The sequence below is a fragment of the Frigoribacterium sp. Leaf44 genome, assembly GCF_001421865.1.
In the GTDB taxonomy this organism is placed as follows: Bacteria; Actinomycetota; Actinomycetes; order Actinomycetales; family Microbacteriaceae; genus Frigoribacterium.
Window position 1 is genome coordinate 470436 of sequence record NZ_LMLG01000001.1, and the last position, 20906, is coordinate 491341.

At 71.3% G+C, this 20906-nt stretch carries 19 protein-coding genes; 13 read left to right on the forward strand and 6 right to left on the reverse strand.

Annotated elements, in window-relative coordinates; all coding sequences use genetic code 11:
* Nucleotide 1 precedes the first annotated feature (1 nt).
* Together sdhC and ASE87_RS02215 are read right to left on the reverse strand one after the other, a co-directional pair.
* Entirely contained in the window at nt 2-454 is a 453-nt protein-coding gene (gene sdhC / locus ASE87_RS02210; RefSeq protein WP_082059901.1) for a succinate dehydrogenase, cytochrome b556 subunit, read from the reverse strand.
* Nucleotides 455-639: 185 nt separating this feature from the next.
* Entirely contained in the window at nt 640-1782 is a 1143-nt protein-coding gene (locus tag ASE87_RS02215) for a glycosyltransferase family 1 protein (RefSeq protein ID WP_056225597.1), read from the reverse strand.
* Between the two features lie 99 nt (nt 1783-1881).
* Between ASE87_RS02215 and ASE87_RS02220 the strand changes: the two genes are divergently transcribed.
* From ASE87_RS02220 to ASE87_RS02265, 10 genes are all read left to right on the forward strand, one after another.
* Nucleotides 1882-2997, forward strand: a complete 1116-nt coding sequence (locus tag ASE87_RS02220) for a mannose-1-phosphate guanylyltransferase (protein WP_157489706.1) — start codon at nt 1882-1884, stop codon at nt 2995-2997.
* Between the two features lie 167 nt (nt 2998-3164).
* Nucleotides 3165-4250, forward strand: coding sequence for a BMP family protein (locus tag ASE87_RS02225; protein WP_056226785.1), 1086 nt, complete (start codon nt 3165-3167; stop codon nt 4248-4250).
* Between the two features lie 156 nt (nt 4251-4406).
* The gene (locus ASE87_RS02230) at nt 4407-5927 is read left to right on the forward strand and encodes an ABC transporter ATP-binding protein (protein ID WP_056225602.1); all 1521 of its coding nucleotides are present in this window, start codon (nt 4407-4409) and stop codon (nt 5925-5927) included.
* Nucleotides 5924-7198 carry an ABC transporter permease gene (locus ASE87_RS02235; RefSeq protein ID WP_043594409.1) on the forward strand — a complete coding sequence of 425 codons (1275 nt, stop codon included), beginning with the start codon at nt 5924-5926 and terminating at the stop codon, nt 7196-7198. Before ASE87_RS02230 ends, ASE87_RS02235 begins: the two co-directional genes overlap by 4 nt.
* On the forward strand, nt 7195-8484 hold the full coding sequence (locus ASE87_RS02240; protein WP_082452241.1) for an ABC transporter permease: 1290 nt from the start codon (nt 7195-7197) through the stop codon (nt 8482-8484). Before ASE87_RS02235 ends, ASE87_RS02240 begins: the two co-directional genes overlap by 4 nt.
* Nucleotides 8481-8918 (forward strand): cytidine deaminase, encoded by a 438-nt coding sequence (locus ASE87_RS02245; protein WP_082059899.1) that lies wholly within the window; start codon nt 8481-8483, stop codon nt 8916-8918. Before ASE87_RS02240 ends, ASE87_RS02245 begins: the two co-directional genes overlap by 4 nt.
* A gap of 83 nt (nt 8919-9001) precedes the next feature.
* Complete coding sequence (locus ASE87_RS02250; RefSeq protein WP_056225604.1) at nt 9002-10297, forward strand: thymidine phosphorylase; 1296 nt, start codon at nt 9002-9004, stop codon at nt 10295-10297.
* Nucleotides 10298-10432: 135 nt separating this feature from the next.
* Complete coding sequence (locus ASE87_RS02255; RefSeq protein ID WP_056225606.1) at nt 10433-11554, forward strand: adenosine deaminase; 1122 nt, start codon at nt 10433-10435, stop codon at nt 11552-11554.
* A 2-nt stretch (nt 11555-11556) separates the two neighbouring features.
* A complete protein-coding gene (locus tag ASE87_RS02260) occupies nt 11557-12003 on the forward strand; it encodes a PTS sugar transporter subunit IIA (protein WP_056225609.1) in 447 nt (148 codons plus the stop codon).
* A 28-nt stretch (nt 12004-12031) separates the two neighbouring features.
* A complete protein-coding gene (locus ASE87_RS02265) occupies nt 12032-12304 on the forward strand; it encodes a PTS sugar transporter subunit IIB (protein WP_043594402.1) in 273 nt (90 codons plus the stop codon).
* A 114-nt stretch (nt 12305-12418) separates the two neighbouring features.
* Here ASE87_RS02265 and ASE87_RS02270 read toward each other — a convergent pair whose 3' ends face one another.
* The 4 genes from ASE87_RS02270 to ASE87_RS02285 form a co-directional block, all read right to left on the reverse strand.
* The gene (locus tag ASE87_RS02270) at nt 12419-14134 is read right to left on the reverse strand and encodes a phospho-sugar mutase (RefSeq protein WP_235472166.1); all 1716 of its coding nucleotides are present in this window, start codon (nt 14132-14134) and stop codon (nt 12419-12421) included.
* Entirely contained in the window at nt 14131-14964 is an 834-nt protein-coding gene (locus ASE87_RS02275) for a purine-nucleoside phosphorylase (protein WP_056225611.1), read from the reverse strand. The genes ASE87_RS02270 and ASE87_RS02275 overlap by 4 nt, the downstream gene beginning before the upstream one ends.
* Nucleotides 14965-15024: 60 nt before the next feature.
* Complete coding sequence (locus tag ASE87_RS02280) at nt 15025-16782, reverse strand: biotin carboxylase N-terminal domain-containing protein (RefSeq protein WP_056225614.1); 1758 nt, start codon at nt 16780-16782, stop codon at nt 15025-15027.
* A gap of 79 nt (nt 16783-16861) precedes the next feature.
* Entirely contained in the window at nt 16862-17551 is a 690-nt protein-coding gene (locus ASE87_RS02285; RefSeq protein WP_043594398.1) for a nucleoside triphosphate pyrophosphatase, read from the reverse strand.
* Between the two features lie 26 nt (nt 17552-17577).
* Here ASE87_RS02285 and ASE87_RS02290 point away from each other — a divergent pair, with 26 nt between their 5' ends.
* The 3 genes from ASE87_RS02290 to ASE87_RS02300 all read left to right on the forward strand — a co-directional run bounded on the left by ASE87_RS02290 (nt 17578) and on the right by ASE87_RS02300 (nt 20898).
* A complete protein-coding gene (locus ASE87_RS02290; protein WP_056225617.1) occupies nt 17578-18819 on the forward strand; it encodes a class I SAM-dependent RNA methyltransferase in 1242 nt (413 codons plus the stop codon).
* A 71-nt stretch (nt 18820-18890) separates the two neighbouring features.
* Nucleotides 18891-19601, forward strand: a complete 711-nt coding sequence (locus tag ASE87_RS02295; protein ID WP_369700691.1) for a response regulator — start codon at nt 18891-18893, stop codon at nt 19599-19601.
* A complete protein-coding gene (locus tag ASE87_RS02300) occupies nt 19591-20898 on the forward strand; it encodes a sensor histidine kinase (protein ID WP_056225620.1) in 1308 nt (435 codons plus the stop codon). Before ASE87_RS02295 ends, ASE87_RS02300 begins: the two co-directional genes overlap by 11 nt.
* Nucleotides 20899-20906 lie beyond the last annotated feature (8 nt).

A 20906-nucleotide genomic window follows, 5' to 3' on the forward strand; every position in this document is an offset into this window, starting at 1 on the left:
TCTACTCCGAGAAGACGTTCATCAGGTGGCGCGGCGCGAAACCGGCGAACAGGACCACGGCGAGGCCGATGACGATCCAGAACATGACGCGCTGGTACTTGGTGCCCGGGCCCCAGAAGTCGATCAGGATGATCCGCAACCCGTTGAGGGCGTGGAAGAGGATCGCCGCCACGAGGCCGGTCTCGCCGAGCCCCATGATCGGGTTCTTGTAGGTGCCGATGACCGCGTTGTAGGCCTCGGGACTGATCCGGACGAGGGCGGTGTCGAGGATGTGCACCAGCAAGAAGAAGTAGATGCTCACGCCGGTGATGCGGTGCAGCACCCACGACCACATGCCCTCACGGCCCCGGTAGAGGGTGCCGGCGATCTTCCCGGGCGCTTTGGGCGCACTGATCTTCGGTGCACCCGGTCTGCCTGCCGGTGATGCGACCGTTCCCGTCGACTGCTCGGCCATGAGCACTTCTCCTCGCGGATGGGGCGGACGACGCTCTCACTCGGTCGGTACGAGGGACAGCCGTGTCCGCTGGTGGCGTTCTCAGAACCTGTCCAGTCTATGTTCCCGCCGAGCGGGGCCGCCGCCCCGCCCCGCCGAAGTCGTTCGACGTCGAGACAAGACGGACCTGTCGGCCCGCGTCGCGATCAGCGGACGGAGGCGCGCTCGGCCCCGTCGCGGACGCTCGCCATCGCGCGTCGGTAGTGCTCGACGAGTTCGTCGCCGAGGGTCTCCCACGTGCGTCCGACGACCACGCGCCTCCCGGCCTCTCCGAAGCGGGCCCGCAGCTCGTCCGAGGAGACCAGGGTGCGGACGCTGCGGCGGAGCGAGTGGTCGTGCCGGGGGTCGAAGAGGAACCCGTCGACGCCGTGCCGCACCAGGTCGAGGGGGCCGCCCGCGGCCGGGGCCACGACCGGCAGTCCGCTGGCGTGGGCCTCCTGCACGGTCTGACCGAAGGTCTCGGTCGAGCCCGTGTGCACGAAGACGTCGAGAGCCGCGTAGGCGTCGGCGAGCTGCTCGCCGTGCAGCGGGCCGGTTAAGACCGGGTCGAGGCTCCGCAGCCGGCGGCGCAGGGCGGGCAGCGAGGGGCCGCCGCCGACGACCACGAGGCGCGCCTCCCGCAGGGGGCGCAGGGCGGCGAGCCGCTCGACCTGCTTCTCGGGGGCCAGACGGCCCACGTAGCCGACGAGCACGCGGTCGGGTGCGCCCCAGCTCTCGCGCAGGGCACGGACCGCGTCGCCCGACTTGCGGTTCGGGTGGAACAGGGCCGAGTCGACCCCCCGGCCCCAGGTCGCGAGCCGCCCCACGCCGGCGGTCTCGAGGTCGCGGAGGGAGGCGCGCGAGGGGACCAGCGTCGTCGTGGCCTGGTCGTGGATGCGGCGCACGAGCCGCCAGGCGACGGCCGAGCCGAGCCCGAGGCCGTTCGTCCCCGCGTACCGGGCGACGTCGGTCTGGAAGACGGCCACCGAGGGCACGCCCAGGCGGGCGGCCGCGGCGATGGCCTGGGCGCCGAGCAGGAACGGCGAGGCGACGTGCACGACGTCGGGTCGGAAGCCGGCGATGGCGGCCGCGACCTGCGGGTTGGGCAGGCCGACCGGGAACTGACGATAGGCGACCGACGGCACCCGGTGGACCGGGAAGCCGGCGTAGTTCGTGGTCCCGCGCCCGGCCGGGGCGATGACCAGGGCCTCGTGCCCGCGTCGGGCCAAGTGGTCGAGCACGCGCAGCACGCTCGTGGTGACCCCGTTGACGGTGGGCAGGAAGCTCTCGGTCACGATCACGACTCGCATCGGTCCTCCTCGGACTGCTCGTGCCACGAGCCTCACCGGCGACGGTGGCGGGAGGGGATCGGCGGCATGGAGGAGGGGCGTCGATAAGGTGAACGCATGATGATCCAGGAAAGCCTCGACCGGTTCTACAGCATCATCCCGGCGGGCGGCATCGGGTCGCGGCTCTGGCCCCTCAGCCGGGCCGACGCGCCGAAGTTCCTGCACGACCTCACGGGCAGCGGCTCGACCCTGCTGCGCGGCACCTGGGACCGTCTCGCCCCGCTCAACGGCGACCAGCGCATCATGGTCGTCACCGGGCGGGCGCACCGTGCGGCGGTCGAGTCGCAGCTGCCCGGGCTCGCCGACCACAACGTCGTCCTCGAGAGCGAGCCCAAGGACAGCACCGCGGCCATCGGTCTGGCCGCCGCCGTGCTCCGTCGGCGCGAGCCGGACGTCATCATCGGCTCGTTCGCCGCCGACCACGTCATCGCCGACACCCGCGGCTTCGGTCGCGCGGTCCGCGAGGCCATCGTCGCCGCCGACGAGGGATACATCGCCACGATCGGCATCACCCCCACCGAGCCCGCGATCGGGTTCGGCTACATCCACGTCGGGGCTCCCCTCGACATCGAGGGGGCACCGAGCGCCCGCACGGTCGAGTCCTTCGTCGAGAAGCCCGACCTCGAGACGGCCGAACGGTACGTCTCCGGAGGCGACTACCTCTGGAACGGCGGCATGTTCATCTCGCGCGCCGACCGGCTGCTCGAGCAGCTGGGCGAGACCCGGCCCGACCTGCTCGAGGGCATCGAAGAGCTCGCGGCCGCGTGGGACACCCCGAGACGCGGCGCCGTCGTCGACAAGGTGTGGCCCGGCCTCGAGAAGATCGCCATCGACTACACGGTCGCCGAACCGGCGGCTGCGGCGGGCCGGTTGGCCGTCGTGCCCGGGGACTTCGACTGGGACGACGTCGGCGACTTCGCGTCCATCGCCAAGCTGCACGCCGGCGGTCGCAAGAGCGACCTGGCCATCCTCGGCGAGAACGCCCGCGTCCTGGCCGACAGCTCGAGCGGCATCGTCGTCGGCAACAGCGGCCGGCTGATCTCGCTGATCGGCGTCAACGACATCATCGTGGTCGACACCCCCGACGCGCTGCTCGTCACGACGACGGCGAACGCGCAACGCGTCAAGAGCGTCGTCGACGCCCTCAAGCTGAGCGGGCGCAGCGACGTCCTCTGAGCTCGTCAGGAGTCGTGGACGTTTCGTGTTCGTTAAGTCGTGGTCGCGACTGTGTAACGCCTCGGCATCGCTACCACCCGAGGGTCGGCGACGCTCGTCACAGTAGGTAATCTGTCAGCCATACCCACCCGGCGCGCCTCGTGCCGGGCTGCACCCTGGAGGACAACTTGACTACAACTGCGCGCAAGGCCGTGCTCAGCGGCCTCGCCCTGGCGAGCACCGCCGTCATCCTGGCCGGCTGTGCCTCGGCCCCCGAGAGCGGCTCTGGCTCGACCAGCGGCGCCTCGAGCGACTTCGTCCCTTGCATGGTCTCCGACGCCGGCGGCTTCGACGACAAGTCGTTCAACCAGCTCGGCTACGAGGGCCTGACCGAGGCCGCGAATGCCATCGGGTCGACCCCCAAGACGGTCGAGTCGGCCGACGAGACGGTCTACGACGCGAACCTATCGAACCTCGCCGACCAGGGCTGCAACCTGATCGTCACGGTCGGCTTCGCACTCGCCGACGCGACCAAGTCGGCGGCCGAGGCGAACTCGGGCATCAACTACGCCACCATCGACGACGCGTCGATCACGGCCGACAACGTGCAGCCGATCACCTTCAACACCTCCGAGGCCGCGTTCCTCGCGGGCTACGCGGCGGCGAGCTACTCGAAGACGGGCGTCGTGGGCACCTTCGGCGGCATGCAGTTCCCGACCGTCACGATCTTCATGGACGGCTTCGCCGACGGCGTGAAGTACTACAACGAGCAGAAGAGCAAGGACGTCAAGGTCGTCGGCTGGGACGTCGACTCCCAGACCGGCAGCTTCACGGGCGGCTTCGAGGCCGGCACCACGGCCAAGCAGAGCGCCCAGACGCTGATCGACCAGAACGCCGACGTCATCCTGCCGGTCGGCGGCCCGATCTACCAGAGCGCCGCCGAGGCGATCCGCGACTCCGGCAAGGACGTCGTCCTGGTCGGTGCCGACAGCGACACCTACGAGACCGACAGCGCCAACAAGGACCTCTTCCTCACCTCGGTGCTGAAGGGCATCAAGCAGGCGACCGACGCGGTCGTCACGCAGGCCAGCGAGGACAAGTTCTCGAGCACGCCCTACGTGGGCACGCTCGAGAACGACGGCGTCGGCATCGCCCCGTTCCACGACTACGCCGACAAGGTCGACTCCGGTCTGCAGGACGAGCTCGACACCATCAAGGCCGGCATCATCGACGGTTCGATCGAGGTCGAGTCGCCGTCGGCGCTCACCAGCTGACGAAAGCACCTCCCGTCATCGATTAGCATCGACTGACCCAGGGCCGGGAGCGACGGTCACCCCGTCGCTCCCGGCCCTCTCAACGCCCATGGGCGGGCCGCCGACCCGGTGCCGTCCGACCGACCCGAATGCCTAGACCCGAGGTAGCCACCTGAGATGAAGCTCGAACTGCGGGGCATCACCAAGCGATTCGGCGCACTGACCGCCAACGACCACATCAGCCTGACCGTCGAGCCGGGCGAGATCCACTGCCTGCTCGGCGAGAACGGTGCCGGCAAGTCCACGCTGATGAACGTCCTCTACGGCCTGTACCAGGCCGACGAGGGCGAGATCCTGCTCGACGACGCCGTCCAGCACTTCTCGGGCCCGGGCGACGCCATGGGCGCCGGCATCGGCATGGTCCACCAGCACTTCATGCTCGTCCCCGTGTTCACCGTCGCCGAGAACGTCATGCTCGGCCACGAAGAGACCAAGTCCGGTGGACGGCTCGACCTCGCCGCGGCCCGCGCCAAGGTGCGTGAGATCAGCAGCCGGTTCGGGTTCGACATCGACCCCGACGCCCTGGTCGAAGAGCTGCCCGTCGGTGTGCAGCAGCGCGTCGAGATCATCAAGGCCCTGTCCCGCGACGCGAAGGTGCTCGTGTTCGACGAGCCCACCGCCGTCCTGACGCCGCAAGAGACCGACGAGCTCATGGTGATCATGCGTCAGCTGCGCGACGCCGGCACCGCCATCGTCTTCATCACCCACAAGCTCCGCGAGGTGCGCGAGGTCGCCACCCGCATCACGGTGATCCGCCTGGGCAAGGTCGTCGGCGAGGCCGAGCCGTCCGCCTCGAACGCCGAGCTCGCCTCGCTCATGGTCGGTCGCGCCGTCGAGCTCACCGTCCAGAAGGCACCGGCCCGAGCCGGCGAGCCCGCCCTGGTGGTCCAGCACCTCCGGGTGGTCGATCCCATCGGGCAGGTCGTCGTGGACGACGTGTCGTTCGAGGTACGCCGGGGCGAGATCCTCGCCATCGCCGGCGTCCAGGGCAACGGCCAGACCGAGCTGACCGAGGCCATCCTCGGCCTGCAGCCACGGGTCGAGGGCCGCGTCTCGCTCGACGGACGCGACATCACCGGTCGCAGCGTCCGCCAGGTGCTCGACGCCGGTGTCGGCTTCGTCCCCGAGGACCGCAACCAGGACGGACTCGTGGGCGAGTTCACCGTCGCCGAGAACCTCATGCTCGACCGCTCGCAGTCCGGCCCCTTCGTGAAGCGTGGCTCGTTGAAGCTCGCCGACCTCGCGGCGTTCGCCGTGGCCAAGGTGAAGGAGTTCGACATCCGCACCCAGGGCATCACGACTCCCGCGGGCCGCCTCTCGGGCGGCAACCAGCAGAAGGTCGTGCTGGCGCGCGAGCTGAGCCGCGACCTGCGGCTCTTCGTGGCGGCCCAGCCCACCCGGGGCATCGACGTCGGCTCGATCGAGTTCGTGCACAAGCGCATCGTCGAGACACGCGACCAGGGCGTGCCCGTCATCGTCGTCTCGACCGAGCTCGACGAGGTCGCCGCCCTGGCGGACCGCATCGCCGTGATGTACCGCGGCACCATCGTCGGCATCGTGCCGGCGGACACCCCTCGCGACGTGCTGGGGCTCATGATGGCCGGCGAGATGCCGCAGGGAACGGAGCAGGCAGCGTGAGCGACGCCACGACCACCACGCAGGGCCAGGGCACACCACCCGCCCCGTCGTCACCGGAGTCGGCCGAGGGACGCGGCTCGCGCCTCCTGCGAGAGATCACGACGGGCAACGCGGCCATCTCGGTGCTCGCCGTCGTGCTGGCCCTCGTCGTCTCCGGCCTGTTGATCGGGTTCACCGACACCACTGTCCAGGGCACCCTGGGGTACTTCTTCTCACGCCCGGCCGACTTCTTCCAGGCGTTCTGGGCCGCGGTCGGCGGGTCGTACTCGTCGCTCTTCCAGGGCGCGATCTACAACTTCCGGGTCGACGGCTTCGCGGCGGGCATCCGTCCGCTGACCGAGACGCTCAACTACGCCGTGCCGCTCATCGCCGCGGGCCTCGGCGTCGCGGTGGCGTTCCGCGTGGGCCTGTTCAACATCGGTGCCCGTGGGCAGATGCTGATGGCCTCGGCCGCCGCCGGGTGGGTGGGGTTCTCGTTCCACCTGCCGCTCGCCGTGCACCTCCCGCTCGCCCTCGCCGCCGGCATCGCGGCCGGTGCGCTCTGGGGCGGCATCGTGGGTCTGCTCAAGGCCCGCACCGGCGCCCACGAGGTGATCCTCACGATCATGCTCAACTACATCGCCTTCTACCTGCTCGCCTTCATGCTGCGCACGCAGGGCCTGCTGCAGGCCCCGGGCAGTGCGAACCCGAAGTCGCCCGCCACGCTCGACACCGCGATCCTGCCCGACCTGTTTGGGGCCCGGTACAACCTCAACTGGGGCTTCGTGCTGGTCATCGTCATCACGGCCGTCGTCTGGTGGCTGATCAACCGGTCGACGCTCGGCTTCCGGTTCCGTGCCGTGGGCGAGAACCCGCACGCGGCCCGCACGGCCGGCATGAACGTCAAGAACATCTACCTCTACGCGATGCTCATCTCGGGTGCGCTCGCGGGTGTCGCCGGGTCGACGCAGGTGCTCGGCACGCTCACCAGCGGCTTCACCTCGGGCATCGACGCCGGCATCGGCTTCGACGCGATCACGGTCGCGCTGCTCGGTCGCTCGCGGCCGTGGGGCGTCTTCGGTGCCGGTGTCCTCTTCGGGGCGCTCAAGGCCGGCGGGTACTCGATGCAGGCCGCCAACGGCGTGCCGATCGACATCGTCCTCGTCGTGCAGTCCCTCATCGTGTTGTTCGTGGCCGCGCCCCCGCTGGTCCGAGCGATCTTCCGTCTGCCGGCCCCGGGCCTCCGCCCGGTGCGCAAGGCCTCGAACAAGGAGGCGGTGGTCACCAAGTGAGCACGCTCACCCCCGACACGGCGGTCCCCGCCGCACCGTCGCCCGACCTGGCCCGGACCACGACCCGCAGCCTCAAGGCCCCGATCGCGTTCGCGATCTTCACCGTCGTCGCCGCCGTGCTCTTCCTCGGCCTGGCGAGAGACGGCGAGAGCACCTTCCGCCTGTCGACCGCGACCGACTTCTTCGCCTTGCCCGACGCGGTCCTGCCGGCGGCGGGCACGGGCATCGTGCTCACGGTGCTCCTGGCCGTCATCACCGTCGTCGCCGTGCTGCGTGCCGTCCGTTTCGAGAAGGTGCCGATCTGGCTGATCGCCGTGTTCGGCGTCCTCTTCCTGCTCGGCTTCCTCACGTGGGCGAGCGCCGGTCAGACCATCCCGGTGCCCGGTCTGCTCCTCGGCGCGCTCGCGCTCAGCACCCCGCTGATCTTCGGTGCCCTCGGCGGCGTGATCAGCGAGCGGGTCGGCGTCGTCAACGTCGCCATCGAGGGGCAGCTGCTCGCCGGGGCCTTCGTCTCGGCGATGGTCGCCTCGGCGACCGGGTCGGCCTACGTCGGCCTGGTCGGGGCGATGATCGCGGGCGTGCTCGTGTCGATGGTGCTCGCCGTCTTCAGCATCCGGTACATCGTCGACCAGGTCATCGTCGGCGTCGTGCTCAACGTGCTCGTCACGGGCCTGACCAGCTTCCTGTACTCGCAGGTGCTGTCGAAGTCGGAATCGCTGAACCGCGGGGTGCGCTTCCCGCAGCTCGACATCCCGGTGCTGAGCCAGATCCCGATCGTCGGGCCGGTCTTCTTCCGTCAGACGATCATCGTCTACCTGATGTACATCGCGATCGCGGTCGTCTTCTACGGTCTCTTCCGCACGCGGTGGGGGCTGCGCCTCCGTTCGGTGGGCGAGCACCCGCAGGCGGCCGACACCGTGGGCATCAAGGTCAACGCCACCCGCTTCTGGAACGTCTCCCTCGCGGGGGCCATCGCCGGCCTCGGCGGGGCGTACTTCACGCTCGGCTCGCTCGGCAACTTCCAGAAAGAGATGACGGCGGGGGCCGGCTTCATCGCCCTGGCCGCGGTCATCTTCGGTCGGTGGGACCCGATCCGGGCCACGCTCGCCGCATTGCTCTTCGGCTTCGCGAGCAACCTGCAGAACGTGCTCGGGGCCATCGGTTCGCCGGTGCCCAGCGAGTTCATGCTCATGTTGCCGTACGTCGTGACGATCTTCGCGGTCGCCGGCCTGGTCGGGCAGTCCCGGGGCCCCGCGGCCTCGGGCAAGCCCTACATCAAGTCGTGACCGCCCGCAGCAGCGAGTCGGTCGTCGCCGAGACCGACTGGGACGCCCTCCGCGGGGCCGCCCGCGACGCCATGCGCAAGGCGTACGTTCCCTACTCGAACTTCCCCGTGGGGGCCGCGGCCGTCACGGACGACGGTCGGATCGTCTCGGGCTGCAACGTCGAGAACGCCTCGTACGGCATCACCCTCTGCGCCGAGTGCTCACTGGTGTCCGACCTCGTCATGTCGGGAGGTGGCCGTCTGGTCGCCTTCGCGTGCGTCGACGGCAACGGCGGGGTCTTGATGCCCTGCGGGCGGTGCCGTCAGCTGCTCTACGAACACTCCGACGAAGCCATGGTCCTCGACACCGTCTCGGGCTTCAAGACCATCGACGAGGTGATCCCCGACGCGTTCGGGCCGCGGCAGCTCGAGGCGTACCGCGCCTCGCAGGGCTGACCCGCACCTCCTCGTCCCTCCCGGTCGCGACCCCGTGGTCGCGCCCTCGCACCACCCACCGCACCACCGCTAGGAGCCCCGCCGTGACCCAGAACGCCGTCGAACCGTTCGACACCGTCGACCTCATCCGCGTCAAGCGGGGCGGCGACGCCCTCAGCACCGCGCAGATCGACTGGCTGATCGACGCGTACACGCGCGGCTACGTGGCGGACGAGCAGATGTCGGCACTCACCATGGCGATCTTCCTGAACGGCATGGAGCGCCGCGAGATCCGCGACATGACGATGGCCATGATCCGGTCCGGCGAGACCATGGACTTCGCCGGTCTCGGCAAGACGACCGTCGACAAGCACTCGACCGGCGGCGTCGGCGACAAGATCACCCTGCCCCTGGCCCCGCTGGTCGCCTCGTTCGGCGTGGCCGTGCCCCAGCTCTCGGGCCGGGGCCTCGGGCACACCGGCGGCACACTCGACAAGCTCGAGTCCATCCCGGGCTGGCAGGCGTCGATCTCGAACGACCGCATGCGCGAGATCATGGCCGACAGCGGCGCCGTCGTCTGCGCCGCCGGGTCGGGCCTCGCCCCCGCCGACGGCAAGCTCTACGCCCTGCGCGACATCACGGGCACGGTCGAGGCCATCCCGTTGATCGCGTCGTCGATCATGAGCAAGAAGATCGCCGAGGGCACCGCGGCGCTCGTCCTCGACGTCAAGTTCGGATCGGGCGCGTTCATCCAGGACATCGAGCGGTCGCGCGAGCTGGCCCGCACGATGGTCGACCTCGGCACCGACGCCGGCGTCGCGACGACGGCCCTGCTCACCGACATGAACGTGCCCCTCGGCCTGACCATCGGCAACGCCCTCGAGGTACGCGAGTCGGTCGAGACCCTCGCCGGCGGCGGCCCGGCCGACATCCGCGAACTCACCGTCGCCCTCGCCCGCGAGATGCTGACCCTGGCGGGTCGACCCGACGCCGACGTCGAGGCCGCCCTCGACGACGGCCGCGCGATGGACGCCTGGAAGCGCATGATCCGCGCCCAGGGCGGCGACCCGGACGCGGCGCTGCCGACGGCCCGAGAGACGCACGTCGTCACCGCCGAGCGCACCGGCTACCTGACCGAGCAGCACGCGTTGCCGTTCGGCATCGGTGCCTGGCGTCTCGGTGCCGGTCGTGCCCGCAAGCAGGACCCGGTGCAGGCGGCCGCGGGCATCGAGCTGCACGCGAAGCCGGGCGACCGGGTCACCGAGGGCCAGCCCCTGTTCACGCTGCACACGGACGAGCCCGGCCGCTTCGAGCGCGCCCTCGAGGCCGTCGACGGGGCGTGGGCGATCGGCGACGAGGCGCCGGCGGCGCGCTCCATCGTCGCCGAGCGGATCGGCTGACCGGGCTCGTCCGACGGACGACCCTCCGGCACCGCGCCTCCGTCCAGGAGGCGCGGTGCCGGTTCTCGTGGTGCGCGCACCTCTCTCGTGGCGCGCGTCCAGAGTCGTCGGCCGGACCGCTAGTAGATTGAGGGCATGAGCGCTCCCGACAAGGACTACCGGCTGCCGAACGGGGGCCCGCGGCTCGCGGCCCTGCCCAAGGTCTCGCTGCACGACCACCTCGACGGGGGCCTCCGACCCGAGACCGTCGTCGACCTCGCGGTCGAGGCCGGCGTCGACCTCCCCGCCTCCGAACCCGAGGCGTTGCGTCGCTGGTTCGTCGAGAACGCCGACTCCGGCACCCTCGTCGACTACCTCGCCACCTTCGAGCTCACGGTCGCGGTCATGCAGACCGCCGACCAGTTGACCCGGGTCGCCCACGAGTTCGTCCTCGACCTGGCCGCCGACGGTGTCGTCCACGCCGAGGTCCGCTGGGCCCCCGAGCAGCACCAGCGGCAGGGGCTCACCCTCGACCAGGCGGTCGAGGCGGTGCAGGCGGGCTTCGCGTCGGCTGTGCGCTCGCTCGCCGCCGACGGGTACGAGATCTCGGTCGGGCAGATCCTCAGTGCGTTGCGCCAGGGCGAGCGATCGCTCGAGATCGCCCAGCTCGCGGTCCGCCATCGCGAGAACGGCGTGCTGGCCTTCGACATCGCCGGTCCCGAGGCCGGGTACCCGGCCGCCGACCACAAGGTCGCCTTCGACCTGCTGGCCCGCGAGTTCATGCCCGTCACGGTGCACGCGGGCGAGGCCGACGGCCTCGACAGCATCCGTGGCGCGCTGATCGACGGGCGGGCCCTCCGACTCGGCCACGGTGTCCGCATCGCCGAGGACATCCGCGTCGTCGCGAGCAAGGGGTCGACCTCCACGGTCGAGATCGGGCCCATCGCCTCGTGGGTGCGCGACCGCGAGATCCCGCTCGAGCTGTCACCGCAGTCCAACCTGCAGACCGGTGCCATCGCCGCCTGGGGCACGGACCTCGACGACCACCCCTTCGACCTGCTCTACCAGCTCGGTTACGGCGTGACGGTCAACACCGACAACCGCCTGATGAGCGACACGAGCCTCTGCAAAGAGCTCGCCCTCCTCAGCCAGGCCTTCGACTACGACCTCGACGACCACGAGACCTTCCAGCTCAACGCCGCCGCGTCGTGCTTCCTGCCCCTCGAAGACCGCGAAGCGCTGGCCGACCGCATCACCGCCGGCTTCGAGGGGGTCTGAGCATGGCTCTCCCTCCGCTGCCCGACGAGGCGGTCGTCATCGGTGCCCGGGTCGCCGACTGGCGCGAGGCCGTCCGTGTCGCGGGGCACGCGTTGGTCGACTCCGGCGCCGCCCGCGAGGGCTACGGCGACGAGATGGTCCGCATGATCGACGAGCACGGCCCCTACGTGGTCATCGCGCCGGGCCTCGCGTTGGCCCATGCCCGTCCGGGCGACGACGTGGTGCGCGACGGCCTCGCGGTGGTCACGTTGGCCGAGCCCGTGCCCTTCGGCCACCCGCACAACGATCCCGTCAGCGTGGTCCTCGGCCTCGCGATCGTCACGGTCGGCGGCCACCTCGAATCGATCGCCGACCTCGCGAACGTCTTCAACGAGGCCTCCGTCATCCCCGCCCTCGCGGCCGCCACCTCGGTCGACGAGGTGCGTCGGCTGATGGGCGTCCCCGCCTGACCCTCCCACGACGGATCGAGACAGCCCCATGAAGATCGTCACCATCTGCGGCGCCGGCATCGGCAGCAGCGGAATCCTCAAGGTCAACGCCGAGCGCGTCCTGGCCAAGCTCGACATCGAGGCCGACGTCGTCGCCGCCGACATCGGCTCGATCGCCTCGGTCGGTGACGACGCACAGGTCATCCTCACGTCGGCCGAGTTCGTCGAGGCGATCGGCTCCACATTCGCCGACGTCATCGTCATCCAGAACCACTTCGACCAGGCGGAGCTTACCGAGAAGCTGCAGAAGTCGCTGGGCTGACCTCGGCGTGCGGCATCGGGGCGAACCGCACCGGCCACGACGAGGGAGACCCCGGAGGCGCAGCTCGCGCCTCCGGGGTCTCGCTCGTCGTGCGGGCGGTCACCGCCCCGACCGTCAGGCCAGGAGGTCGCGCATGCCGGCGTCGAGATCGGCCACGGCCGCCTCGGCGGCGGCTCGACGGGCGACGGCGTCGCCCTCGGTGCTCGACGCGTCGATGTAGACCTTGAGCTTCGGCTCGGTGCCGCTCGGGCGGACGATGACGCGTGAGCCGTCGGTGAGCCAGTAGCGCAGGATGTCGCCCGCGGGGAAGGCCCCGAATCCGTCGCGGAAGTCGTCGACGCGGTCGACGCGGTGCGAGCCGATCGTCGACGGCGGGCGCCGGCGGAGACCGTCGGTGAGGGCCGTGATGGTGGCGAGGTCCTCGACCCGGATCGAGATCTGCGACGAGGCGTAGGCGCCGAACCGCTCGTCGAAGGCGACGAGGTGCTCGGCCAGGTTCGACCCGGCCGTGTGCAACTCGGTCGCGAGGGCCAACAGGTCGACGGCGGCCGAGATGCCGTCCTTGTCGCGGACGACGTCCGGGTCGACGAGGTAGCCGAGGGCCTCCTCGTAGCCGTAGAGCAGTCCTCCGACGCGGGAGACCCACTTGAAGCCGGTGAGGGTGTCGACGTAGTCGAGCCCGTGCACGCGGGCGATCTCGCGCAGGGCGGGGGACGAGACGATGCTCGCGGCCAGGGTGCCGTCGCGGTCGTCCCGACGCGCGCGCTCGGCGGCGCGCCAGCCGAGCAGCGAGCCGACCTCGTTGCCGCTGAGTCGACGCCACCCACCGTCGACGGGGATCGCGACCGCGAGCCGGTCGGCGTCGGGATCGTTGGCGATGACCAGGTCGGCCTCGACGCGGCCGGCCGTGGCGTACGCGAGGTCCAGGGCGCCGGGCTCTTCCGGGTTGGGGAAGGCCACGGTCGGGAACGCCGGGTCGGGGGCGCTCTGCTCACCGACGGGGATCGGCTCGGCGAAGCCCGCGGTCGCGAACACGCGTCGCGCGACCTCCCACCCGACGCCGTGCATCGCGGTGTAGACGACGCGCGGCTGACGACCGGTCGCAGCCGTCCCGGCCACGGAGGCGGTGCGTCGGACGTACTCCATGACGAGGTCGTCGCCGGCCTCGCGGTAGTCGTCGGAACGCGCCAGGTGGGTGACGGGAGACTGCGCCGCCTTCTCGATCTCGGTCGCGATCTCGCCGTCGACCGGCGAGACGATCTGCGATCCGGCGTCGACGCCCCCGAGATAGACCTTGTAGCCGTTGTCCTGCGCCGGGTTGTGACTCGCGGTGACCATGACGCCCGCACTGACGTCGAGGTGGCGCACGGCGAAGGCCAGCACCGGTGTCGGCAGGGCCCGCGGCAGGATCGTCGCGGACACGCCGGCCGCCGCCATGATCTCGGCGGTGTCGCGCGCGAAGACGTCGGAGTTCTTGCGCCCGTCGTAGCCGATGACGATCGAGGGATGCGCCTCGCGGCCCCGCAGGAAGGCCGCGAAGCCGGCCGCGGCCTGCGCCACGAGCACGCGGTTCATGCGGTTCGAGCCCGAGCCCAGGGCACCGCGCAGGCCGGCGGTGCCGAACTGCAGGCGACCGGCGAAGCGGTCGGCGAGGTCGGCGGCGGCGTCGGCGTCGTGGGCACCGGCACGGCTCAGCAGCCGGCCGAGCTCGTCACGCGTCTCGTCGTCGGGGTCCTGGTCGCGCCAGGCCGTGGCCGTCGCGATGAGCTGCTCGAGGTCGGACGAGACCGCGGAGTCGTCGTTGCGGGCCCCCGCCACGTCGCCGCTCACAGGGCCGCCACGATGCGGGCGAGCAGGTCGCTGATCTTGGCCTCGGCGTCGCGCCCGGCCTCGAGCACCTCGGCGTGGCTGAGGGGGGTCTTCTGGATGCCCGCGGCGAGGTTCGTGATCAGCGACATGCCGAGCACCTCCATGCCGGACTGGCGGGCGGCGATGGCTTCGAGGGCCGTCGACATGCCGACGATGTGGCCGCCGATCGCCTTCGCCATCTGCACCTCGGCCGGCGTCTCGTAGTGCGGGCCGCGGAACTGCGTGTAGACGCCCTCGTCGAGGTCGGGGTCGATCCCGCGCGCGACGTCGCGCAGTCGCGTCGAGTAGAGGTCGGTCAGGTCGATGAAGGTCGCGCCCTCGAGGGGCGAGTCCGCCGTGAGGTTGATGTGGTCGCTGATCAGCACGGGTGTGCCGGGCTTCCAGGTCTCTCGGATGCCGCCGGCACCGTTCGTCAGGATCATCGTGGTCGCGCCCGTGGCGGCGGCCGTGCGCACGCCGTGCACGACCCGACGCACGCCGTGGCCCTCGTAGTAATGCGTGCGGGCACCCATGACGAGGGCGTGCTTGCCCGAAGGCAGGACGATGCTGCGGATCGAGCTCGTGTGGCCGACCACGGCCGACGCGGCGAACCCGGTGATCTCGGTGGCCGGGACCTCGGCCACGGTCTCGCCGATCAGGTCGGCGGCCTTGGCCCAACCGCTGCCCAGCGTCAGGGCGATGTCGTGTCGGGCGACGCCGGTCTTCTCGGCGATCTCGGCGGCGGCGGTGCGGGCGACCTCGAAGGGGTCGGCGGCGCGGTCGTCGAGTGGGTGCGTGGTGGTCTCAGACATGGCGTCCACTCTAGGGTCTGCCGACCCGCGTCCCCGGTCGCCGCGGGGCCCGGCGCGGGCTCAGTCGATGCTGAGCAGGACGTGGCCCGACGAGACGGTCTCGCCGACGACGGCCGCGATGCCCGAGACGGTGCCGTCACGGTGGGCGGCGACGGGCTGTTCCATCTTCATCGCCTCGAGCACGAGCACCAGGTCGCCCTTGACGACCTGCTGACCGGCCTCGACGGCGAGCTTCACGACGGTGGCCTGCATCGGCGCCTTGACCTCGGCGCCGGTCGCGGTCACGACCGACGAACGGGGCGCACCGCGGCGTTTGGGGGCGACCGCAGGAGGTGCGGTGCGCGACCCGAGACCGGCCGGCAGCGAGACCTCGAGTCGCTTCCCGCCCACCTCGACCACGACGGTGTCGCGTGCGTCCGTCGGGCGCGGGGCCTCGGCCTCGCCGCTCCAGGCGGGGATGGTGTTGTCGAACTCGGTCTCGATCCAGCGGGTGTAGATCGAGAACGGGGCGCCGTCGGCGGGCGCGAAGGCGGGGTCGTCGACGATCGCGCGGTGGAACGGCAGCACCGTCGGCAGGCCGGCGACCTCGAACTCGGCCAGGGCCCGGCGCGAGCGCTCGAGGGCGTCCTCACGCGACGAGCCGGTGACGATCAGCTTGGCGAGGAGCGAGTCGAACGAACCGCTGATCTCGTCACCCGCCTGGACGCCGCTGTCGACGCGGACGCCGGGGCCTCCCGGGGCCTTGAAGACGTGGATCGGACCGGGGGCGGGCATGAATCCACGGCCGGCGTCCTCGCCGTTGATTCGGAACTCGAACGAGTGGCCGCGGGCCTCGGGGTCGTCGTAGTCGAGCACGCCGCCCTCGGCGAGACGGAACTGCTCGCGGACGAGGTCGATGCCGGTGACCTCTTCGGACACGGGGTGCTCGACCTGCAGGCGCGTGTTGACCTCGAGGAACGAGACGGTGCCGTCCTTGCCGATCAAGAACTCGCAGGTGCCCGCGCCGACGTAGCCGACCTCGCGCAGGATGGCCTTGGACGACTCGTACAACTTCGTGGTCTGCTCGTCGGTGAGGAACGGCGCGGGGGCCTCCTCCACGAGCTTCTGGTGGCGGCGCTGCAGCGAGCAGTCGCGGGTCGACACGACGACGACGTTGCCGTGCGAGTCGGCCAGGCACTGCGTCTCGACGTGGCGCGGCTGGTCGAGGTACTTCTCGACGAAGCACTCGCCGCGGCCGAAGGCGGCCACGGCCTCGCGGGTGGCCGAGTCGAACAGCTCGGGGACCTCGTCGCGGGTGCGGGCCACCTTGAGGCCGCGCCCACCGCCGCCGAAGGCGGCCTTGATCGCGACGGGCAGGCCGTGCTGGTCGACGAACTCGAGGACCTCGTCGGCGCCCGAGACGGGGTTCAGGGTGCCGGGGGCGAGCGGCGCCCCGACGCGCTCGGCGATGTGACGAGCCGAGACCTTGTCACCGAGCTGCTCGATGGCCTCGGGCGACGGGCCGATCCAGACGAGGCCCGCGGCCTGGACGGCTCGGGCGAAGTCGGCGTTCTCGGCGAGGAAGCCGTAGCCGGGGTGGACGGCGTCCGCACCCGAGCGGCGGGCGACCGAGAGGATCTTGTCGATGACGAGGTAGGTCTCGGCGCTCGTGGTGCCACCCAGGGCGTAGGCCTCGTCGGCGAGGCGGGCGTGCTGGGCGTCGCGGTCCTGGTCGGCGTAGACCGCCACCGAGCCGATTCCGGCGTCACGCGCGGCCCGGATCACGCGGACGGCGATCTCTCCACGGTTGGCGATGAGGACCTTGCTGATACGCGGCATAGTTCCCCACCCTATTGCGCGGTCCGCGCCTGCCTTTGGCTGACGTGCACAAAAAGGACCAGGAGGCGCGAGGCAGAACCTACAAGGACCCGGCGGTCGCCGAGGTCCACAGCTCGTGCCACGGCACGCCGAAGCCCCGGACGAGCGACCGCAACACGGGCACCGAGAGACCCACGACGGCGCTCGGGGTGCCCTCGATGTGCGTGATGAACGCGGACGCACGACCGTCGATCGTGAAGGCACCCGCGACCTCGAGCGGCTCGCCCGTCTCGACGTAGGCCGAGAGTTCGTGCGGGTCGAGGTCGTCGGCGAAGGTGAGGGACGCGCTCGCGACCCGGCCCGCGCCTCCTGACGGGGCGTCGGCGGTGACTCGGGGAGCGCCGCCGCGGTGGTCCACCAGCCAGTGGCCCGACCAGAGGGTGCCGTGGCCGATCTCGGCCATGCGACGCCACCGGTCGAGCGCCAGCGCGGGCTCGTGCGGTTTGCCGTGCACCTCGCCGTCGAACTCGAAGGCGCTGTCGCCCCCGAGCACCAACCCGTCCAGGGGGCGGCCGTCGACCACGGTGTCGAGCACGGCCTCGGCCTTGAGCCGGGCGAGGTGCTGCACCGTCTCGGCCGCCGTGAGGTCTCGGCCGAGACGTGCCGACTCGGCGGCGACCGCGGCCTCCTCGTCGACGCCGGGGCTGATCAGCACCGGCTCGATGCCGGCGGCGCGCAACAGTGCGAGACGGGCGGGGGAGGTGCTGGCCAGGTAGAGCGGGACGGTCATGCCGCCCAGCCTGTCAGACTCGACGCATGGGAGACATGCTGGGCCGCGAGGTCGAACTGGACGTGACGGGCATCGCACACGGGGGCATCTCGGTGGCCCGCCTCGACGGGCGGGTGGTGTTCGTGACAGACACCCTGCCCGGCGAGAAGGTCGTGGCGCGCATCGCCGACGACCGCAAGAAGGCCTTCTGGCGGGCCGACACGGTGAGGGTCCTCGAGGCGAGCGAGCACCGCCGACCACACGTGTGGGGAGCGGCCGCCCTCGAGGTCGATCCGGCCGACCGCGCCGGAGGGGCCGAGTTCGGGCACATCGAGCTCGCCCACCAGCGCGAGCTGAAGCGGCGCGTGGTGGTCGACGCACTCACCCGGATGGGCGGGGTCGCCGACGCCGACGGACGGGTCTCGGTCGAGGCACTGCCCGGCGACGACGACCGCGGCGGCACGGGGTGGCGCACACGCCTGCGCCTGCACCTCGACGCCGAGGGGCGTCCCGGTCAGTACGCCGCGCGCTCGCACCGGGTCGTGCACGTGCCCGACCTGCCGCTCGCGTCCCCGGAGGTCGCCGAGGTGGCGCCGCTGGGCGATGCCTTCCCCGGCGAGGAACACGTCGACGTCGTCGCCCCGAGCGTGGGAGGCGCGCGCCTGATCATCGGACGTCAGGCCCGCTCGACCATCACCGAAGTGGTCGGTGACCGCGAGTTCCGCCTCGACGACGGGGGGTTCTGGCAGGTCCACCGCGAGGCCGCCGCCACGCTCACCGCCGCCGTGCAGACCATGATCGACCCCGAGCGCTTCGACCCGAAGGGTGCCAACCTCGACCTCTACGGCGGGGTCGGACTGCTCGCGGCCGCCGTGGGGGACCGGTTCGGTGCGGGGACCCGCATCACGAGCGTCGAGAGCGACGAGCGGGCCACCGAGCACGCCTCCGAGAACCTGGCCGAGTGGATCGGTGCGTCGGCCGTGACCGGACGGGTGGAGCGCTGGTTGCGGCAGACCGCGTCACAGGCCGGCGACGCCGAGCGCGAGCGCCTCGCGGCCGCGACGGTCGTCCTCGACCCGCCCCGCTCGGGTGCGGGACGCGACGTCGTGTCCGAGATCGCGGCCCTGCGCCCCGCCCAGGTCGTCTACGTCGCGTGCGACCCGGTCGCCCTCGCCCGCGACGTCGCCCTCTTCGCCGAGCGCGGCTACGAACTCGACGCCCTGCAGGCCTACGACCTCTTCCCGAACACGCACCACGTCGAGACGGTGGTGAGCCTGCTGCCGGCCTGAGCCGCGATCCCGTTACGATGTACCCCGTGCACGCCCGGGATTCAGGGACCAGGGCACACGCCGACAGAAGGATCACCGTGTCAGACCTCACGACCGAGACCCCCACCGCCACCCGCGAGACCGTACCCGTGCGGGTCGCGGTCGTCGACGACCACGAGTCGGTGCGTCTCGGCATCCAGGCCGCCTGCCAGAACGAGGGCTTCGAGGTGATCCTCACCGCGGCCGGCGTCCAGGAGTTCGTCGAGAACCTCGCGGGTCGCGAGGTCGACGTCGTCGTCCTCGACCTGTCGCTCGGCGACGGCTCGACCGTCACCGAGAACGTCAAGCGGGTCCAGGCCACGGGCTCCGCCGTCCTCGTCCACAGCATCGCCGACCGGGTCGCCTCGGTGCGCGAGGCGCTCGCCGCGGGGGCGGCCGGGGTCATCCCGAAGTCCTCCGCGACGAAGACCGTCATGGCCGCCGTCGCGACGGTCGCCCGGGGTGACGTGCTGAACAACCTCGAATGGGCGAGCGCGATCGACGCCGACCGCGATTTCGCCAAGGCCCAGCTCGGCCGTCGCGAGCGCGAGATCCTGCACCTCTACGCCTCGGGCCTGCCGCTGAAGCTCGCCGCCCAGCAGCTCGGCATCGGCTATTCGACGGCCCGCGAGTACCTCGACCGCATCCGGGTCAAGTACGTCGAGGTCGGCCGACCGGCGCCCACCAAGGTCGACCTGCTCCGTCGCGCCGTCGAGGACGGCATCCTGCCGGGGCTCGACGCAGACGGCGGCGATGGCCGTTGAGGGTCGACTGAGCGCCCCGATCCCGCTCGGAGCTCTCCGGCCCCCGCGCAATCCGATCAGCCGCGCCCTGCTCGACAAGGTGCTGGGGCGCATCATCGCCGCGGCCGGACTCGTGTTCGGCCTGCAAGCACTGCCCGGCATGATCGGTCAGGTCGACAGCATGCAACTCGCGTGGGCCTGGGTCATCGGCTTGGCGATGTTCGGCGGGTTCTTCGCGCTGGTCGTGGCGAGCCTCGTCCAGCGCGGCGTCACGACGGTGGAGGCCTTCGTCGCCATCGCCTACCTGATCGCCCTGGTCACCTGGCCCCTCGCCGTCGACGACCCCAGCGAGGTCCAGTCGAGCGTGCCGTGGCTCTGGTACCTCTGCACCGTCGCGACGGCCTCGGCCGCCTCGGCGTTCTCGACCTGGATCGCCACCGGCTACCTCTTCGTCGCCCCCGCCGTCTACGGCTTCATCCGCCTCACGCCGTCGGGCGGCGCGGTCTCCCCGCAGCGGGCGACCCTCGACTCCGTCTACGCGATCCTGCTCGGCGGCGCCGTGCTGATCCTCGTGGTGATCCTGCGCCAGGCGGCAGCGAACGTCGACCAGGCCCAGGCGACCGCCGTCGCGCGGTACTCCGAGGCCATCCGCGAGCACGCCACCGAGCTCGAGCGGGTGCAGGTCGACGCCATCGTCCACGACAGCGTCCTCACGACCTTCATCCAGGCGGCCAGGGCGTGGTCGCCGGACGAGCGCGAGTTGTCGACCAACATGGCCCGGAACGCGATGTCCCACCTCTCGGCCGCGGCGAGCACCACGCCGTTCGACGAGTCCGACACCACGATCGCCGACATGGTGGACCGCATCGAGGCCGCCGTGGCCGACCTGGGTGTCGAGGTCGAGCTGCGCCGGGGCCCGATCGAGGGCGACGGCATCCCGTCCACGGCCGCCGAGGCGCTCTACTCGGCCGCCGTCCAGGCCCTCGTCAACAGCTCACAGCACGCCGGCGACGGGCCCGGTGTAGAGCGCTGGGTGCGCGTGACCCGTGACCAGGCCGGCCTGACGACCGTCGAGGTCGGCGACACGGGCAAGGGCTTCGAACCGACGACGGTGCCGACGGAGCGTCTCGGAGTCCGCGTCTCGATCCACGAGAGGCTCAACAACGCCGGCGGGCTCGCGACCATCGACTCGGCACCGGGTCGGGGGACCCTCGTGCGCCTGCGGTGGCCGGTCGACGCTCTCCTCGACGGCGGCCGGACCCCCGACCGTTCGGCCGACCCCACCGACGCGGCGGGCGCCTCGGGCGGCACCGCGTGAGGGTCTCC